This window comes from Ramlibacter sp. (assembly GCF_050250995.1).
Taxonomy (GTDB): Bacteria; Pseudomonadota; Gammaproteobacteria; order Burkholderiales; family Burkholderiaceae_C; genus Ramlibacter.
This window is the reverse complement of record NZ_JBFWNP010000046.1, coordinates 25,855-41,668: the sequence shown is the minus strand read 5'-3', so window position 1 is coordinate 41,668 and position 15,814 is coordinate 25,855. Positions and strand designations below refer to the sequence as shown.

General features: G+C 69.2%; 17 protein-coding genes. 8 read left to right on the top strand and 9 right to left on the bottom strand.

Annotated features, from left to right (window positions below):
• From AB7E83_RS22175 to rodA, 5 genes are all read right to left on the bottom strand, one after another.
• Window positions 1–397: hypothetical protein (locus tag AB7E83_RS22175; protein ID WP_428572994.1), on the bottom strand; the 397-nt coding region annotated here is incomplete at its 3' end.
• Window positions 398–507: 110 nt separating this feature from the next.
• Entirely contained in the window at window positions 508–1,629 is a 1,122-nt protein-coding gene (locus tag AB7E83_RS22170; RefSeq protein ID WP_428572993.1) for a 3-deoxy-7-phosphoheptulonate synthase, read from the bottom strand.
• Window positions 1,630–1,831: 202 nt separating this feature from the next.
• Window positions 1,832–2,410 (bottom strand): hypothetical protein, encoded by a 579-nt coding sequence (locus tag AB7E83_RS22165; RefSeq protein ID WP_428572992.1) that lies wholly within the window; start codon window positions 2,408–2,410, stop codon window positions 1,832–1,834.
• A 22-nt stretch (window positions 2,411–2,432) separates the two neighbouring features.
• Complete coding sequence (gene tldD, locus AB7E83_RS22160) at window positions 2,433–3,893, bottom strand: metalloprotease TldD (protein WP_428572991.1); 1,461 nt, start codon at window positions 3,891–3,893, stop codon at window positions 2,433–2,435.
• 36 nt (window positions 3,894–3,929) lie between these two features.
• Window positions 3,930–5,084 carry a rod shape-determining protein RodA gene (rodA, locus tag AB7E83_RS22155; protein WP_428572990.1) on the bottom strand — a complete coding sequence of 385 codons (1,155 nt, stop codon included), beginning with the start codon at window positions 5,082–5,084 and terminating at the stop codon, window positions 3,930–3,932.
• A gap of 38 nt (window positions 5,085–5,122) precedes the next feature.
• Here rodA and AB7E83_RS22150 point away from each other — a divergent pair, with 38 nt between their 5' ends.
• From AB7E83_RS22150 to mtgA, 5 genes are all read left to right on the top strand, one after another.
• The gene (locus AB7E83_RS22150; protein WP_428572989.1) at window positions 5,123–5,716 is read left to right on the top strand and encodes a YqiA/YcfP family alpha/beta fold hydrolase; all 594 of its coding nucleotides are present in this window, start codon (window positions 5,123–5,125) and stop codon (window positions 5,714–5,716) included.
• 67 nt (window positions 5,717–5,783) lie between these two features.
• A complete protein-coding gene (locus AB7E83_RS22145) occupies window positions 5,784–7,841 on the top strand; it encodes an RNB domain-containing ribonuclease (protein WP_428572996.1) in 2,058 nt (685 codons plus the stop codon).
• Window positions 7,838–8,686, top strand: a complete 849-nt coding sequence (locus AB7E83_RS22140; RefSeq protein WP_428572988.1) for an energy transducer TonB — start codon at window positions 7,838–7,840, stop codon at window positions 8,684–8,686. Before AB7E83_RS22145 ends, AB7E83_RS22140 begins: the two co-directional genes overlap by 4 nt.
• Window positions 8,687–8,713: 27 nt before the next feature.
• Window positions 8,714–9,541, top strand: a complete 828-nt coding sequence (gene aroE, locus AB7E83_RS22135) for a shikimate dehydrogenase (protein WP_428572987.1) — start codon at window positions 8,714–8,716, stop codon at window positions 9,539–9,541.
• Between the two features lie 11 nt (window positions 9,542–9,552).
• The gene (gene mtgA / locus AB7E83_RS22130; protein ID WP_428572986.1) at window positions 9,553–10,287 is read left to right on the top strand and encodes a monofunctional biosynthetic peptidoglycan transglycosylase; all 735 of its coding nucleotides are present in this window, start codon (window positions 9,553–9,555) and stop codon (window positions 10,285–10,287) included.
• Window positions 10,288–10,302: 15 nt separating this feature from the next.
• Here the strand turns inward: mtgA and AB7E83_RS22125 are convergent, their stop codons facing one another.
• The 3 genes from AB7E83_RS22125 to AB7E83_RS22115 all read right to left on the bottom strand — a co-directional run bounded on the left by AB7E83_RS22125 (window position 10,303) and on the right by AB7E83_RS22115 (window position 12,397).
• On the bottom strand, window positions 10,303–10,491 hold the full coding sequence (locus tag AB7E83_RS22125) for a hypothetical protein (protein ID WP_428572985.1): 189 nt from the start codon (window positions 10,489–10,491) through the stop codon (window positions 10,303–10,305).
• A gap of 23 nt (window positions 10,492–10,514) precedes the next feature.
• Entirely contained in the window at window positions 10,515–10,979 is a 465-nt protein-coding gene (locus AB7E83_RS22120; RefSeq protein ID WP_428572984.1) for a type III secretion system chaperone, read from the bottom strand.
• Window positions 10,980–11,050: 71 nt separating this feature from the next.
• Window positions 11,051–12,397, bottom strand: coding sequence for a DUF2142 domain-containing protein (locus AB7E83_RS22115; RefSeq protein WP_428572983.1), 1,347 nt, complete (start codon window positions 12,395–12,397; stop codon window positions 11,051–11,053).
• Here AB7E83_RS22115 and AB7E83_RS22110 point away from each other — a divergent pair.
• From AB7E83_RS22110 to AB7E83_RS22100, 3 genes are read left to right on the top strand one after another with little or no spacing between them, the layout of a single operon-like run.
• Entirely contained in the window at window positions 12,375–13,283 is a 909-nt protein-coding gene (locus tag AB7E83_RS22110) for a class I SAM-dependent methyltransferase (RefSeq protein ID WP_428572982.1), read from the top strand. The genes AB7E83_RS22115 and AB7E83_RS22110 overlap by 23 nt on opposite strands.
• A gap of 4 nt (window positions 13,284–13,287) precedes the next feature.
• Window positions 13,288–14,133 carry a GNAT family N-acetyltransferase gene (locus tag AB7E83_RS22105; RefSeq protein ID WP_428572981.1) on the top strand — a complete coding sequence of 282 codons (846 nt, stop codon included), beginning with the start codon at window positions 13,288–13,290 and terminating at the stop codon, window positions 14,131–14,133.
• Window positions 14,123–14,881 carry a PIG-L deacetylase family protein gene (locus tag AB7E83_RS22100; RefSeq protein ID WP_428572980.1) on the top strand — a complete coding sequence of 253 codons (759 nt, stop codon included), beginning with the start codon at window positions 14,123–14,125 and terminating at the stop codon, window positions 14,879–14,881. The genes AB7E83_RS22105 and AB7E83_RS22100 overlap by 11 nt, the downstream gene beginning before the upstream one ends.
• A gap of 28 nt (window positions 14,882–14,909) precedes the next feature.
• On the opposite strand, the gene AB7E83_RS22095 is transcribed toward AB7E83_RS22100, so the two are convergent.
• Complete coding sequence (locus AB7E83_RS22095) at window positions 14,910–15,686, bottom strand: alpha/beta hydrolase family protein (RefSeq protein ID WP_428572979.1); 777 nt, start codon at window positions 15,684–15,686, stop codon at window positions 14,910–14,912.
• Window positions 15,687–15,814 lie beyond the last annotated feature (128 nt).

Sequence of the window (15,814 nt, the reverse complement as noted above, 5' to 3'; positions counted from 1 at the left end):
TCTTCCGATCTAACTGCACCGCGACGGCATGGAGCTGCTTGCCGAACTGGGCGAGCACGGCGTGCGCGGTGTGCGGCTGGTCGAGATCGAAGCGCAGGCCCTTGGCCGTCGCGGTCATGGGACCGGAGGCGCCCCAGGCGACGGGGCGGTCGATGTCGGCGAGGGTCAGCTGGATGGGCGGCTCGCGGGGCGTCGCCGAGTCGACCTGGAGCAGGCCGCCGGGCATGCGCTTCGTGCGGCTCGGCTCGAGCCACCAGGCGTCCGCCTCGGCGAAAGGATGCAGTTGCCAGGACAGGGGCGCGAGCGACGGCGCCTTCAGCAGCTGGCGCGCCTGCTCCTGCTGGGCGGCCGAGAATCCGGCGACGCCGAGACGGAGGACGGGAAGCTCGATGGGCATGGTGCGATGCTCTCGCCGCACGGGATGCGCGGCTCGCGCCCAATTTGCCACGCGCCCATTGCCCGATCACCAGACAATGGTCTCATCGATGCCTCGCCCCACCGTGCGGATCAACGCGCGCGTCGCGCTGCCACCGCGGCCGAGAGCGCGTCGAGCACCTGGAGCGAATCGCCCCAGCCGATGCACGCATCGGTGATGCTCTGGCCGTATTCGAGCGTGCCCGCATCGTCCTTGCCCGGCGTGAACTTCTGCGCGCCCGCGACGAGGTGGCTCTCGACCATCACGCCGAACACGCTGCGCGAACCGGCGGCGATCTGCTTGCCGATCTCGCGCGCCACCTCGACCTGTTTCTCGTGCTGCTTGCTGCTGTTCGCGTGGCTGCAGTCGACCATGAGCGTGGGCGCGAGTTTCGCGGCCGCGAGTTCCTTGCAGGCGGCGGCCACGCTGGGCGCGTCGTAGTTGGGCGCCTTGCCTCCGCGCAGGATGACGTGGCAGTCCTTGTTGCCGTTGGTCTGCACGATGGCGACCTGGCCGTTCTTGTGGACGGACAGGAAGTGGTGGCCGCGCGCGGCGGCCTGGATGGCGTCGGTCGCGATCTTGATGTTGCCGTCGGTGCCGTTCTTGAAGCCGATGGGCGCGGACAGCCCCGAGGCGAGTTCGCGGTGGACCTGGCTCTCGGTCGTGCGCGCGCCGATGGCACCCCACGCGATCAGGTCGCCGATGTACTGCGGCGAGATCACGTCGAGGAACTCGCTGCCCGCCGGCAGGCCGATCCGGTTGATCTCGATCAGGAGCTGCCGCGCGATGCGCAGGCCCTCGTCGATGCGGTAGCTCTCGTCGAGGTAGGGGTCGTTGATGAGGCCTTTCCAGCCCACCGTCGTGCGCGGCTTCTCGAAGTACACGCGCATCACGATCTCCAGCGTGTCGGCGTACTTCGTCCGGACCTCCTTCAGGCGGCGCGCGTAGTCGAGCGCGGCGGCGGGGTCGTGGATGGAGCACGGGCCGATCACCACCAGCAGGCGGTCGTCCTGCCCCGCCATGATGTTGTGGATGCGGCGGCGCGTGTCGGCGATCAGCGTTTCCACGGGCGTGCCGCGGATGGGGAAGAAGCGGATCAGGTGTTCGGGAGGCGGCAGCACGGTGATGTCCTTGATGCGTTCGTCGTCGGTCTTGCTGGTCTTGTCGACGGGATGCGCATACCAGGTGTCGCTGGCGGCGGGTTTCGGGCTCATCGCGGGGTCCTCTCGAGTGCGTTGATCGGTGAATTCCAAAGAATCGCGGGCATAAAAAAACCGCCGGGGGTCCGGCGGTTGGTTCGTTCGTTCCTGCGTTACCTGCTGTTCGTACGCGTGGACCTCTCGACCGCCGGTGGCGTGGAGAACCAAAAGTAGGAAAAGAAGAAATGGGACGCGGGACGCATTGCAGGGAAATGTATCACAAGCGCAGACGCTTCCACCACTGGATCGCGCGGCGCACCTGCGGCTCCTCGAGCGCGCCCAAGGCCGACGTGGGTGGCGGGTCGGCAGCGCCCGGCGCGTTCGACTCCTGGCCGATCCACTGCTCGTACATGTCGATCATCAGCATGCCCTCGCCCAGCGTGCGCCAGGCGACGAGTTCGAAATCCTCGGCCGTGAGCGCGAGCTCGGTGCTTGCCGAGCCGCCTTCGAGCAGCCACTGGCCGATCAGCACGCGGAAGTTGTTGAGCGCCTGCAGGTAGCCCGCGTACTCGTACAGCCCGCGCCACGGCAGTTCGAGCGCCACGATCATCTGCCGGTGGGCGCGCAGCACCGTCAGCAGGTCCACGAGCAGCGGCGCGACCTGCGCGCGGATGCGATTGAGCCGCAGCGCCGCGACGATCGCCTCCACGTGCGAGGCAAGCTGGCTCAGGCTCTCGGAGACGCGCCGGCTGTCGTCGTCCGCATTCGCCGCCCGAAGGAACTGGCTCAGTTCCCCGAAGGTGTTGATGCTCGGGAAATTCGATTGCGGGTCGATCCGCAGCCGCGACGATCTCATCGCGGCGCACGCTTCAAGCGGATCACGCCGTGCCGCCGACCGTCAGCGCGTCGATGCGCAGCGTCGGCTGCCCCACGCCCACCGGCACGCTCTGGCCTTCCTTGCCGCACGTGCCTACGCCGGTGTCGAGCCTCATGTCGTTGCCGATCATGCTCACGCGGGTGAGCGCATCGGGTCCGTTGCCGACGATGGTCGCGCCCTTCACGGGATACAGGATCTTGCCGTTCTCGACCCAGAAGGCCTCGCTCGCCGAGAAGACGAACTTGCCGGAAGTGATGTCGACCTGGCCGCCGCCGAAGTTGGTGGCGTACAGGCCCTTCTTGATGCTCGCCACGATCTCCTGCGGATCGCGCTCGCCGCCGAGCATGTAGGTGTTGGTCATGCGCGGCATGGGGATGTGCGCGTAGCTCTCGCGGCGGCCGTTGCCGGTGGGCGCGACGCCCGAGAGGCGGGCATTCAGCGAATCCTGGATGTAGCCGCGCAGGATGCCGTCCTCGATCAGCACGTTGCGCTGCGAGGTGTTGCCCTCGTCGTCGACGTTCAGCGAGCCCCGGCGGTCGGCGATGGTGCCGTCGTCGAGCACGGTCACGCCCTTGGCCGCGACGCGCTCGCCGATGCGGCCCGAGAACGCGCTCGAGCCCTTGCGGTTGAAGTCGCCCTCGAGGCCGTGGCCCACCGCCTCGTGCAGCAGCACGCCGGGCCAGCCGGGGCCGAGCACCACGGTCATCTCGCCGGCCGGCGCGGGGCGCGACTCGAGGTTGGTGAGCGCGGCCTTCACCGCGTCGGACACGTAAGCGTCGATCTGCCCGTCGTCGAAATAGGCGAGGCCGAAGCGCCCGCCGCCGCCGCCCGAGCCCATCTCGCGGCGGCCGTCCTGCTCGGCGATGACCGTGACCGACAGGCGCACCAGCGGCCGCACGTCGGCGGCCAGCGTGCCGTCGGCGCGCGCGACCATCACCACGTCGTATTCGCTCGCGAGGCCGGCCATCACCTGCACGATGCGCGGGTCGCGCCTGCGCGCTTCCTGCTCGACCTTCTCCAGCAGCTTCACCTTGGCCGTGCTGTCGAGCGTGGAGATGGGGTCGACGCCGTTGTAGAGGGAGCGGCTCCGCGCGATCTTCTGCGCGGGCACCTTCACCCGCGCGTTCTTCGCCACGCTCGCGATGGTGCGCACGGTGCGCGCCGCGTCGAGCAGCGACGCTTCGGAAATGTCGTCGGAATACGCGAAGGCGGTCTTCTCGCCGGTCACCGCGCGCACGCCGACGCCCTGGTCGATGCTGAAACTGCCGGTCTTGACGATGCCCTCTTCGAGGCTCCAGCCCTCGCTGCGCGTGTACTGGAAGTACAGGTCGGCGTCGTCCACCTTGTGCGCGTGGATCTCGGCCAGCGCGCGCGAGAGATGGGTCTCGTCGAGGCCGAAAGGCTCCAGCAGGAGCGAGCGGGCGACGGCGAGGCGTTCGATGGTGGGTTCGCGGGCGATCATGGAATCATTCTAGGCGGGTGGGAACCGCGACGCGCTTCACGTCTGCACGAGCCGCTTCGCCTTGGCGATGGACATCAGGATGCCGAGCGCCATGCCCAGCGTCACCATCGCGGTGCCGCCGTAGCTGATGAATGGCAGAGGCACCCCCACCACCGGCAGGATGCCGCTGACCATGCCCATGTTCACGAAGGCATAGGTGAAGAAGATCATGGTCACGGCGCCGGCGAGCAGCCGCGAAAACAGCGTCGAGGCCTCGAGCGCGATGGCCAGCCCGCGCAGGATGAGGAAGATGAAGCCGGCGATCAGGCAGAGGTTGCCGATGAGTCCGAACTCCTCGGAAAACGCGGCGAAGATGAAGTCGGTGGTCCGCTCGGGGATGAACTCCAGGTGCGTCTGCGTCCCCTGCATGAAGCCCTTGCCGAAGATGCCGCCCGAACCGATGGCGATCATGCCCTGGATGATGTGGAAGCCCTTGCCCAGCGGGTCCTTCGTGGGGTCGAGCAGCGTGCAGATGCGCTGCTGCTGGTAGTCGTGCAGGATCGGCCAGCGGTTGCCCTCCGCGCACAGCTGGGGCTCGAAGACCACGATCAGAACCAACGCGACGAGGCCCAGGACCACCGGCGGCACGATGAGCTTCCAGGACAGGCCGGCAAAGAAAATCACCGAAAGGCCGGCGGCGAGCACGAGCAGCGACGTGCCGAGGTCGGGCTGCTTCATGATGAGCCCGACCGGCAGCGCGAGCAGCGCGCCGCCCACGAGGAAATCGAGCGGGCGCAACTGGCCCTCCCGCTTCTGGAACCACCAGGCGAGCATCAGCGGCACGGCGATCTTGAGCATCTCGCTCGGCTGGATCACCACGCCCACGTTCACCCAGCGCTTCGCCCCCTTCTTGGTGATGCCGAAGATGGCCACCGCGATCAGCAGCGCGACGCCCAGCGTGTAAAGCGGAATCGCGAAGCTCATCAGCCGCTGCGGCGGGATCTGGGCGATCACGAACATCAGCACGCCGGCGATGAGCATGTTGCGGCCATGATCGAAGAACCGCGTTCCGTGGTCGAAGCCGGACGAATACATGGTCAGCAGCCCGGCCATGGCAAGGAGGAACACGGCGAACGCGAGCGGGCCGTCGAAGCCCTGCAGCAGGGGTGCGAGCCGGTGGCGCAGCGTGGGGTTCTCGAAGACGGCGGACATCGGAGCCGATTATCTCCGGTGGCATGATCGCCGGGTCGATGACCGCACGCCCCGTTACTCATCTGCTGTACCTCCATGGCTTTCGCTCGTCCCCGCAGTCGACGAAGGCGTTGCAGGTGGCGCAGCGCATGCGCGAGCGCCATCCCGACGTGGTGTGGTGGTGCCCGCAGCTGCCGCCTTCGCCGAGGGCCGCCCTGTCGATGCTGATGGCGGGCATCGCGTCCTGGCCCCGCGAAACCATGGGCGTGATCGGCTCCTCGCTCGGCGGCTTTTATGCGACCCACGTGGCCGAGCGCACGGGCTGCCGGGCGGTGCTCCTCAATCCGGCCGTCCACGCCTCGCGCGACCTGGCGAAGTACGTCGGCGAGCAGGCGTCGTGGCACGATCCGGCCGAGCGCTTCCATTTCGCGCCGGAATTCGTGGACGAGTTGCGCGCGCTCGAATGCGGGCCCGTGAAACACCCCGAGAGTTATTTCGCGGTCATCGCCAAGGGCGACGAGGTGCTCGACTGGCGCGAGATGACCGGGCGCTATCCGGGCGCGCGGGTGAAGTTGCTCGAAGGCAGCGACCACGCGCTCTCGGATTTCGACGACCACGTCGACGAGGTGTTCGCCTTCCTCGGCCTTTCCTGAAAGCCCCGGGTCCCCGCTTTCGCCGGGACGACGACGGCTCGTCATCGCCCCCATGGGAGAATCCCTCATGTACGTTCTGTTCGAAGAAGGCGGCAAATTCCAGGCCGGCCGGGTGTTGTCCGAAGCGGAGTCGTCCCTGCAGGTCGAGCTCGACAGCGGCAAGCGCGTGAAGGTCAAGGGCGCGAACGCCCTGCTGAAGTTCGACAAGCCCCAGCCCGCCGAGCTGCTGCGCGAGGCGGGCGAGATCGCGCAGTCGATCGAACTCGACATCGCCTGGGAATTCGCGCCCGAAGAGGAGTTCGGCTTCGCCGACCTGGCGCGCGACTATTTCAGCGACAAGGCCACGCTCGCGCAGCAGGCGGCCGCGCTCTTGCGCCTGTTCGAAGCGCCGCACTATTTCCGGCGCGCCGGCAAGGGGCGCTTTCGCAAGGCGCCGGCCGAGATCGTCAAGCAGGCACTCGTCGCCATCGAGAAGAAGCAGCAGCAGCAGGCGCAGATCGCGGCCTGGGCGAGCGAGCTGGCGGCGGGCAGCTGCCCGCCCGCGATCCGCGAGCAACTGTTCAAGATCCTCTTCAAGCCCGACAAGAACGCGCCCGAATACAAGGCGGTGGTCGAGGCTTCGCGCGGCACGCACAAGGCGCCGCTCGACCTGCTGCACGACGCAGGGGCGATCGACTCGCCCTACCAGTTCCACTTCCGGCGCTTCATGCTGGAATTCTTCCCGCGCGGCGCCGGCTTCGCGCCGCTGGCCGCGCCCGCCATCGCGGAAGAGCTGCCGCTCGCCCCCGCCGCCGCGTTCTCGATCGATGACTCGGCCACGACCGAGATCGACGACGCGCTCTCCGTGCAGGGCCTGGGCAGCGGGGAGGTCACCGTGGGCGTCCACATCGCCGCCCCGGGTCTCGCCATCGCGCCGGGGACGCCGCTCGACCAGATCGCTCGCCAGCGCCTGTCGACGGTCTACATGCCCGGCTACAAGATCACCATGCTGCCCGACGACGTGGTGCAGACGTACACGCTCCAGGAAGGCCGCGACTGCCCCGCCGTGTCGCTGTACGTCACGTTCGACGAGGCCAGCCTGCTGCCGAAGTCGAGCGAGACGCGTCTCGAGCGGGTCCCCATCGCCGCCAACCTGCGGCACGACCAGCTCGATGCGCACGTCACCGAGGACTGGCTCGCAGACCCCGCTTCGCCCGGCACCGCGCCCGAGGCCGCGGCGCGCTTCCGTCCCGAGCTCTCCTTCCTGTTTCGCCTCGCGCGGCAGCTGAAGTCGCTGCGCGAGGTCGTGCGCGGCAAGCCCGAGACCTTCAACCGCCCCGACTACAACTTCCGCCTCGCGGGCCACGACGGCGCGGAGCCGGTGGGCGACGAGACGGTGGAGATCACGACCCGCCGCCGCGGCGCGCCGCTCGACCTGATCGTGGCCGAGGCGATGATCCTCGCCAACAGCAGCTGGGGCCAGTGGCTCGCCGACCTCGGCGTGCCCGCGATCTACCGCAGCCAGGCGAGCCTCGCGCCGGGCGTGAAGGTGCGGATGGGCACGAAGTCGCTGCCGCACGCGGGCATCGGCGTGAAGAGCTATGCCTGGAGCACCTCGCCGCTGCGCCGCTACACCGACCTCGTGAACCAGTGGCAGATCATCGCTGCGGCCCGGCACGGCCGCACGGCGGCGCTCGCCGCGCCGTTCAAGCCCAAGGACGCCGAACTCTTTTCCATCATTTCCGGCTTCGACGCCGCCTATGGCGCGTACAACGGCCACCAGGCGACGATGGAGCGGTTCTGGACGCTCAAGTACCTCGAGCAGCACGGTCTGGACGAGATCACCGGCGTCGTCTTCAAGGACGGCCTGGTGCGCGCCGACGACCTGCCCCTCGTCGTGCCGGTGCTCGGCGCCAACGATCTGCCGCGCGGCGCGCGGGTTCGCGTGAAGCTGGGCGAGATCGACCCCATCGCGCTGGACGTGCGCGGCACCGTCGTCGAGCGGCTCGACACCGCGGCCGGGACTGCCGAGGCCCTGCCTGCGGAGGAGGAGGACGGCGAGCAGGAACCCGTCGCCGGTCCGATCGCGATCGCCGTCGATGTCGGCGAGGCCGAGGCCGTGCCGGGCGATAATCCGGCCTCGTGAAGCCCCCCAGCACACTGCAGATCGCGCTTGGCGTTTCCGTCGCCGTCCATGCCGCCCTGTTGACGCTGCGCTTCGTCGACCCCGAAGGTTTCAACCGCGTGTTCCAGGACACCCCGCTCGAGGTGATCCTGGTCAACGCGCACTCCAGCGAGCGGCCCGACCGCGCGCAGGCCATCGCGCAGCGCTCGCTCGCGGGCGGCGGCGACGTCGAGAAGGGCCGCGCCACTTCGCCCCTGCCGCCATCGGCGCTTTCCGAAATCGGCGATTCGGCCGAGGAGGCCAACCGGCGCGTCGAGGCGATGCAGGAGCAGCAGATGCTGCTGCTCGCGCAGATCAAGCAGGCGCTGGCCGCCATGCCCCCGCCCGACCCGCTCGTCGCCTCGCAAAACCCGGAGGCGCAGGCGCGCGAGGAGAAGCGGCGGCACCTTGTCAAGCTGCTGGCCGAGATCGAGCGGCGCATCAACGAGGAAAACTCCAAGCCGCGCAAGCGCTACATCAGCCCCGCGACGCGCGAGGAGGTGTATGCGGTCTACTACGACGCGCTGCGCCGCCGCATCGAGGATCGCGGCACGCAGAATTTCCCCGAGGCCGCGGGCAAGAAGATGTATGGCGAGCTGACGATGATCGTCACCGTCAACCACGACGGTCAGGTGCTCGACACCGAAGTGGTCGAGACCTCGGGCAATCTCACGCTCGACCGCCGCGCGCAGAGCATCGCGCGCGCCGCGGCGCCCTTCGGTCGGTTCAGCGATGCGATGCGACGGCGCGCCGACCAGATCGTGGTGGTGTCGCGCTTCAAGTTCACGCGCGAAGAGACGCTCGAGACGAAACTCACCTCGCGCTAGCGCTAGCGCTTCTTTTTTTCGGACACCATGGACTCCTACTACGTGCTGGGCAACCCGGTCGAACACAGCAAGTCGCCGTGGATCCACGCGCGCTTCGCCGAACTCACGGGCCAGGCCATGCGGTACGGCAAGCGGCTCGCGCCGCTCGACGGCTTCGCGGCCACGGTGCGCGAACTCCGCGCCGAAGGCGCGCGCGGCTGCAACGTCACCGTGCCCTTCAAGTTCGAGGCGCACGGCGTCGCCACCGAGCTTTCGCCCCGCGCGCGCCTCGCCGGCGCATGCAACACCCTGCGGTTCGACGGCGACGCGATTCACGGCGACAACACCGACGGCGTCGGTCTCGTCGACGACATCGTGCGCAATGCCGGCGTGGAACTCGCGGGCGCGCAGGTGCTGCTGGTCGGCGCGGGCGGCGCGGCGGCCGGCGTGCTGGGTCCGCTGCTCGAGGCGCGTCCCGCGCGCATCGTGGTCGTCAACCGCACGGTCGGCAAGGCCAACGAACTGGTCGCGCATCACCGTGCGCTCGCGCAGGCGCAGGGCGTGACGCTCGAGGTCGAGCCGATCGAGGCCGTGCGCGAGCCGTTCGACGTCGTCGTGAATGCGACCGCGGCCAGCCTGAGCGGCGCGGCGGTACCCGTTGCGCCCTCCGTGCTGCGCGCGGGCGCGCTGGCCTACGACATGATGTACGGCCCGGCCGCGGCCGGCTTCGCGGCCTGGGCGAGCGAACACGGCGCGGTCGCGCGCGACGGCCTGGGCATGCTCGTCGAGCAGGCCGCCGAGTCATTCTTCGTCTGGCGCGGCGTGCGCCCGCCCGCCGCGCAGGTGCTCGGCGAGTTGCGCGCCACGCTCGGCTGACACTGGCCGCCATGCGCGCCCTCCTGCGTTGGCTCCTGCTGGTGCTCGTCGCCGCCGCCGCATTGCAGCTTTTCTTCCTGGCGCGCATCGCGATGGCCGCCGCGATCGACCCGGAGTCCACGACGTTCCAGCGCTCCGAAGCATGGCGCATCGCTTCCGAGAAGGGGCGGCTGCCGTGGCGGCAGCAGTGGGTGCCCTATGCGAGCGTGTCGGACAACCTCAAGCGCGCCGTGATCGCCTCGGAGGACGATGGCTTCACCGGACACGACGGCGTGGACTGGGAGGCGATCGAGAAGGCGTGGGAGCGCAACGCAAAGGCCGAGGCGCAGGCGGCGAAGCGCGCCTCGCGGCCCAATGCCGCCCCGGCGCGTGCGCCGAAGATCGTGGGTGGATCGACGATCACGCAGCAGCTCGCCAAGAATCTGCTCCTGTCCGGCGAGCGCACGCTGCTGCGCAAGGGGCAGGAGTTCGTGCTGGCGTTCGCGCTGGAGCGCATGCTGTCGAAACGGCGCATCCTGGAGATCTACCTCAACAGCGTCGAATGGGGCGAAGGCGTATTCGGCGCCGAGGCGGCGGCGCAGCACTATTTCCGCAAGCCGGCGGCGCGGCTGTCGGCCTACGAGGCGGCGCGGCTCGCGGTGATGCTGCCCCGGCCGAAGTATTTCGAGAAGGTGCCGAATTCGGGCTACCTGGCGAGCCGCGCCTCGACGATCGTGGCGCGGATGGCAAGCGCCCAGTTGCCCTGAGCGTGCGCCGGAGCTTCAGACGCCGCAGAACATCTGCGAGGACGGCGCGGTCGAGTGCCGTCTCCACAGCGCTTCCATTCCCGCGCGATTGTCGTCCCGGAGAACCTGCATCGACGGCAGCGTCGATGCGCTCGGTGGCGCCTTGTCCTGCAATGGGGGGGTAAGGGGCGAAAAGGGAAGCGCGGTGATCGGGTTGATGGGCACGATTCGATCCTCGAAGAAAAATCTCAGGCGAACTGCCCGACGGACGCGTTGTCCCTCGGGCTCCGGGCGGAGCCATTCGCCGCGTTGTCGACGAAGTCGGCCCACAGGCTCGCGATGCTCGCCAGCCGGGCGATCGCGGACTCGAGCCGCAGGCCTTGCGCCTCGTCGAGCGGGAGGTCGCGCACGACATAGACCGTGTCGTCCGGGCTGCACAGCGCCATGCGCGCGCCCGCCGTGTCGGCCGACATGAAGTTGAACATCATGAGCATCTTGAGGACCTCGGCCGGCCCGCACTGCGGGAAAGCACAGACCTCGACCATGATCTCGACGCGAGGCGGCTCCTCGCGCGCGGAGACGTGAACGCGCCGGCCGCCCTCGTATTCGAGCGCCCAGCTGGCCAGGCCGTCCTGCATCACGATGGTGAAATCGCGCGCGCGCGGGCCGATCTCGTCCATCAGGAGGCAAAGCGTGTCGAAGCGGGGGTCCATGGGTCGGCGACGTCGTTGGGGCGCAGCGTGCGCCTTCGCGAGCGACACCGCAACGATACGGCCGTATGGGCCTAGGCGTACCGGGCGGCAAGCGTCACGACGAGCGCGCCCAGCGAAGCCACGGCGAACGCGCCCACGGCGAGCAGCCAGGCGCCCCGCCGCCACCCCGCCACCGCCTGCGGCGTGCCGGCCGCCCACGCCAGCAGCAGCGCCGGCCCGAGGAAATAGCGGCCCTGCACGCCCTGCACCGTGCTCGCGGGATGGGGCGTCCACGAGACGAGCAGTGCGAGGAACACCATCAGTCCGCTGGCAAGTCCGCAGAACACGAGCAGCGCACGCCAGCCGCCGTCGGGCACGCGGTCGCGCAGGAAGGCGGAGACCACGACGAGCAGCGCGAGGCCAAGCCACAGGGCGGGATAGGCCGGCGACGGCAAGCGCGTATCGAGCCAGGCCAGCACGCCGATGAAGGAGTCCGCATAGAAGCGGCCGAGTTGCGGATCGGCAACGCTTCGCCGCACGACCTCGACGAAGGCGAGCGGATCGCGCAGGTAGAAGGCCAGGATCTGCGCCGCGCCCGCGCCCTTGTCGACGCGCGTGTCGACCGCCGTCGCCATCGCGAACGCGAGCCAGCCGCCGACGGCCGCGAGCGTGACCATGCCCGCGAGGCCTTCGCGTCCCGAGCGCCGCCGCCAGGCCGCGAACAGCGGCAAGGCCAGCAGCGGCAGCATGTGCAGGCGAGTGGTGCAGACCAGCACGCAGCACAGGCACATCGCCATGAACAGGCCACGCTCCGCCCCTTCTGATCTCCCCTCCCGCGCCGGCACCAGGCGCTGGCAGCACGCCAGCGCCAGCAGGGTGAGCGCCATCGTCAGGCCGTCGATGGTGGGCGACAGCGCCTGGAACACCGACATGGGCAGCAGGAGCACGGCCATGGCCGCGGGCGGAGGCCGCGCGATCCGCATCGCGGCGGCAACCAGACCCACGCACACGGCGATGCAGAAGAGGCGCGCGAGCCAGTAGGTATGAAACACGCTCAGGTCGATCGCGCGGCCCAGCGCGAAGGCCGCCACCTGGGGCAGGTACACCGCCGGGAAGTAGAACCCCGCGCCGTGCAGCGGCTGGAACGCGCGCTCGCCGCTCCAGCGCAGCGCCCGCACCTCGGCCTGCTGCGCCGCATCGAGGCGCGCGTCGTAGCGCACCGCGACCGTCTTCAGGTAGGCGTCGAAGAACTTCGGCAGCGCCGCGTCCACGTACCCGCCCGGACCCTGCGCGGGCGAGCCGTTCACCGAAACCTCGCCCGCCGACAGCAGGTACACCCGCGCGAGATGGCTGTGCTCGTCCGGCGACTGAACCGGCGGAATGAGCGCCGCTATGATCCACGCGATGACGAAAACGATGGCCGCCGCGACCCCCGACATCGCGCTGGCCGCCGGGGGCGGACGCTGCGGCATCTGCGCGGGGCCGCTACGCACGGGGCTGGCGCCGTGGCACCGGGAATGCGCCGCCTGCGGCTACGAATCCGCCAGCCTGCGGCCCGCGATCAACACGCACGACACCGAAACCGCGATCGACGAAGCGTCGCGCGAGATCGGCCTGAAGGCGCTGCGCCAGCACAACTTCCGGCTGCTGCTCGATCGCATCTGCGAGCGCCTGGCCGAAGGCGGGCGCACGCCGCGCGAGGCCCGCCTGCTGGACGTGGGCGCGGCCCATGGCTGGTTCGTGCGGACGGCGCGCGAGCGTCTCCAGGCCATCGGCCTCGAGCCCGACGATCACGTGCGCGCGATGGCGCGCGCGGCCGGCGTCGAGCTCGTGGGCGGCTATTTTCCGCAGGCGCTCGACACCGGCGAGCGTTTCGACGTCATCACGTTCAACGACGTCTTCGAGCACCTGCCCGATCCGCACGCGGCGCTCGACGCATGCCGCGCGCACCTCGACCCGGGCGGCCTGCTCGTGCTCAACCTGCCGTGCAGCGACGGCGCGATCTACCGCGCAGCGAAGCTGCTGCACCGCCTCGGCCTGCGCGGGCCGTTCGAGCGAATGTGGCAAAAGGGGTTGGTGTCGCCGCACCTGCATTACTTTAACAAGGACAACCTCGCGCGCCTGCTGGCCGTCCACGGCTTCGGCGAGCCGCGCTTTTCCACGCTGCCCGCCGTGCGGCTGCGCGGGCTGTACCACCGCATGCGGCACAGCGCCTCCATCGGCGTCCCCCGCGCGCTCGCGGCCTGCATCGTGGTGGGCGCCGCGGTGCCCTTCCTGCGCTTTTTTCCGAGCGACATCCTCGTGGTGACGGCGCGACGGAGCTGAAGCGGTGGAGTTTCGAGCGATCCCCGCCGACGACACGTGGCTGACTCGCCACGCCGCCCTCATGGCGGCGTGCTTTCCGGGCACGGCGAAATTCACGGTGCCCTATCTTCGCTGGCTCTACCTCGACAACCCCGACGGACCCGTCGCCGGCTTCGACGCGCACGAGGGCGACACCCTCGCCGCGCACTATGCCTGCATACCCGCCACGGCCATGATCGACGGACGCGCTTCGCGCGTGCTGCTGTCGCTGAACACGGCGACGCACCCTGCGCATCAGGGCCGGGGACTGTTCACGCGGCTGGCGCAGGCGACGTACGACGCGGCGGCGCAGGCCGGGTTCTCGGCGGTCTACGGCGTCGCGAATGCGAACAGCACGCCGGGATTCGTGCGCAAGCTCGGCTTCCAGCTCGTGCGGCCGCTCGACGCGCAAATCGGCGTGGGCGCCATCGGGATCGATGCCGCCGCCATCGCATCGGCGGCGTTTCGCCGCACCTGGTCGCCCGCCGCGGCCGGCTGGCGCGCGTCGAGCCCGGCGAACGAGGTCCATGCGCGCGTCGCGCACGGCGTGCTGCAATGCCACGCGCGTGCAGCGGGGCCGCTGCTCTCCGCGTACTGCGAATATCCGCTCGATCATGCGCCGGACATGGCCCGCTCGCACTCCGCGCCCGGTCCGCTGCGCCTGCACCTCGGCTTGCAGACTCGTGCGCGCCGACCTCGCACGTACGTCGCCATTCCCGAGCGGCTGAAGCCTTCGCCGCTGAACCTGATCTACCTCTCTCTCGACGGACGCCACGCTCGGCTGGCCGCCGACGACGTGAGCTTCACCTTCCTCGATTTCGATGCCTATTGACCTGCCGCACGGCCGCGCGGTCTTCTTCTTCGCGCACCAGGACGACGAGTTCGGCGTGTTCCGCCAGCTCGAGGCGGAGCGCGCCGCGGGGCGCGCTGTCGAATGCATCTACCTCACCGACGGCGAGTGCCGCGGCGTGACTTCACAGGAGCGCGATGCGGAGAGCCTGTCGGTCCTCGCGGCGCTGGGCGTGCGTGCCGATGCAGTGCGCTTCGCGGGCCGCGAACTCGGTATCGGCGACGGCGCGATCGCCGAACGCGCGGCAGATGCGACTCACTGGATCGAGCGACGCCTGGCTGCCCTCGATGGCGACGATGTCGTGTATGTGCCCGCATGGGAAGGTGGCCACCAGGACCACGACGCGCTGCACGCGCTCGTGGTGCAGGCGGCGGCGCGGCGCGGGCTGCTGGAGCGCGTGCGGCAGTTTCCGCTTTACAACAAGCACGGCGTGCCGAAGCCGCTTTTCCGCGTGCTCAATCCGATCGACGCGAACGGACCGGCCACATCTGTCCCCATTCCGCCGCGCGACCGGCTGCGTTACCTCGGTTTGTGCCTGCGCTACCGCAGCCAGTGGCGCAGCTGGGTGGGCCTCCTTCCGTTCGTCGTCTTGAACTATGCGACGCGCGGCGAACAAGTGCTGCAACCGGTGTCGCTGGAGCGCCTGGGTCAAAGGCCGCACGAGGGAGAGTTGCTTTACGAGGCGCGGCGGACTTGCCGGTGGGAAGTGGTCGCGCGGGTGGTGGGCTAGCGGCGTGGTGACCTCGTTGAGCGTTTCCCTAGAGGTGGGCGTGAAGCTGGTCGAGAGCCGATCGCCAGAACTCAGGTCTCAGGACCAGCATGTGGCCGCCTCCGCGAACGGCGTGGAAATCGCCTCGTCCGCCCTTCGAGATAAAGTCGTCGAAGATGCCGCGACAGTGCGCAATGGGATAGTAGTTATCCTTGGTCCCGTACAGCCAGGTCGTGGGTCCCTGGAATCGCGCCGCGTCGCGAAACAACTCGGGATTGATCCGCTCGTATCCGACGCAGCCCTGACCCAGCCAGCCTCCATTGAAGTTGACCACGCCTACCACGGAGTCCGGATTCCGCGACGCGTAAGCCATCGCAAGCGCTCCGCCGCGCGAAGCGCCGCCGATGATGGTTTTGCCTTTCAGTACGTCCGCCCGAAGATCGACGTGATCCATGACAGCGGCAACGTCGTCGAGCGCTCGCTCGGCGCCGCTTAGAGCCACTCGGGCGTCGCACGAGTAACCGACGCGACCCGGCGCCAGACCCTCGTCATAGAGGCCGTCCGACTTCCCCCTGCCGCGCCGCTGGGGGAAGATCACCATCCACCCGCGGCGCAAGAAGTAATCGGCCAGCGCGTCGTGCTTTACCGCGCGCCTGAACATGGCGGGTGAACGGGCCGTACCCGTCGAACCGTGGTTGAAGACCAGCGTGGGGAATGGGCCGGCGCCCTCGGGCCTGGCGACCAGCAATTGCAGCCGCACGGGCGCGACTCCCTCCACGAGGTTTGTCGGAATCATTTCGGAGACGAACGTGATCGGCGCGGTCATGGGCGATCCGCATGCTATCGCGGCACCCGCCCTGCGCCAGGATGGGGCAATCGGTGCCCAGGCGCCAAGAGCAACTCGCGCGAACCGCCAAGACCTGCTCCTACAAACCCTGCCAGCATCTCTCGACA

Excerpts from the sequence above, each read along its gene's own strand:
- AB7E83_RS22170 (WP_428572993.1), bottom strand. The coding sequence starts at position 1,629 with ATGAGCCCGAAACCCGCCGCCAGCGACACCTGGTATGCGCATCCCGTC.
- AB7E83_RS22165 (WP_428572992.1), bottom strand. The coding sequence starts at position 2,410 with ATGAGATCGTCGCGGCTGCGGATCGACCCGCAATCGAATTTCCCGAGC.
- tldD (WP_428572991.1), bottom strand. The coding sequence starts at position 3,893 with ATGATCGCCCGCGAACCCACCATCGAACGCCTCGCCGTCGCCCGCTCG.
- rodA (WP_428572990.1), bottom strand. The coding sequence starts at position 5,084 with ATGTCCGCCGTCTTCGAGAACCCCACGCTGCGCCACCGGCTCGCACCC.
- AB7E83_RS22150 (WP_428572989.1), top strand. The coding sequence starts at position 5,123 with ATGACCGCACGCCCCGTTACTCATCTGCTGTACCTCCATGGCTTTCGC.
- AB7E83_RS22145 (WP_428572996.1), top strand. The coding sequence starts at position 5,784 with ATGTACGTTCTGTTCGAAGAAGGCGGCAAATTCCAGGCCGGCCGGGTG.
- aroE (WP_428572987.1), top strand. The coding sequence starts at position 8,714 with ATGGACTCCTACTACGTGCTGGGCAACCCGGTCGAACACAGCAAGTCG.
- mtgA (WP_428572986.1), top strand. The coding sequence starts at position 9,553 with ATGCGCGCCCTCCTGCGTTGGCTCCTGCTGGTGCTCGTCGCCGCCGCC.
- AB7E83_RS22120 (WP_428572984.1), bottom strand. The coding sequence starts at position 10,979 with ATGGACCCCCGCTTCGACACGCTTTGCCTCCTGATGGACGAGATCGGC.
- AB7E83_RS22110 (WP_428572982.1), top strand. The coding sequence starts at position 12,375 with ATGGCCGCCGCGACCCCCGACATCGCGCTGGCCGCCGGGGGCGGACGC.
- AB7E83_RS22115 (WP_428572983.1), bottom strand. The coding sequence starts at position 12,397 with ATGTCGGGGGTCGCGGCGGCCATCGTTTTCGTCATCGCGTGGATCATA.
- AB7E83_RS22100 (WP_428572980.1), top strand. The coding sequence starts at position 14,123 with ATGCCTATTGACCTGCCGCACGGCCGCGCGGTCTTCTTCTTCGCGCAC.
- AB7E83_RS22095 (WP_428572979.1), bottom strand. The coding sequence starts at position 15,686 with ATGACCGCGCCGATCACGTTCGTCTCCGAAATGATTCCGACAAACCTC.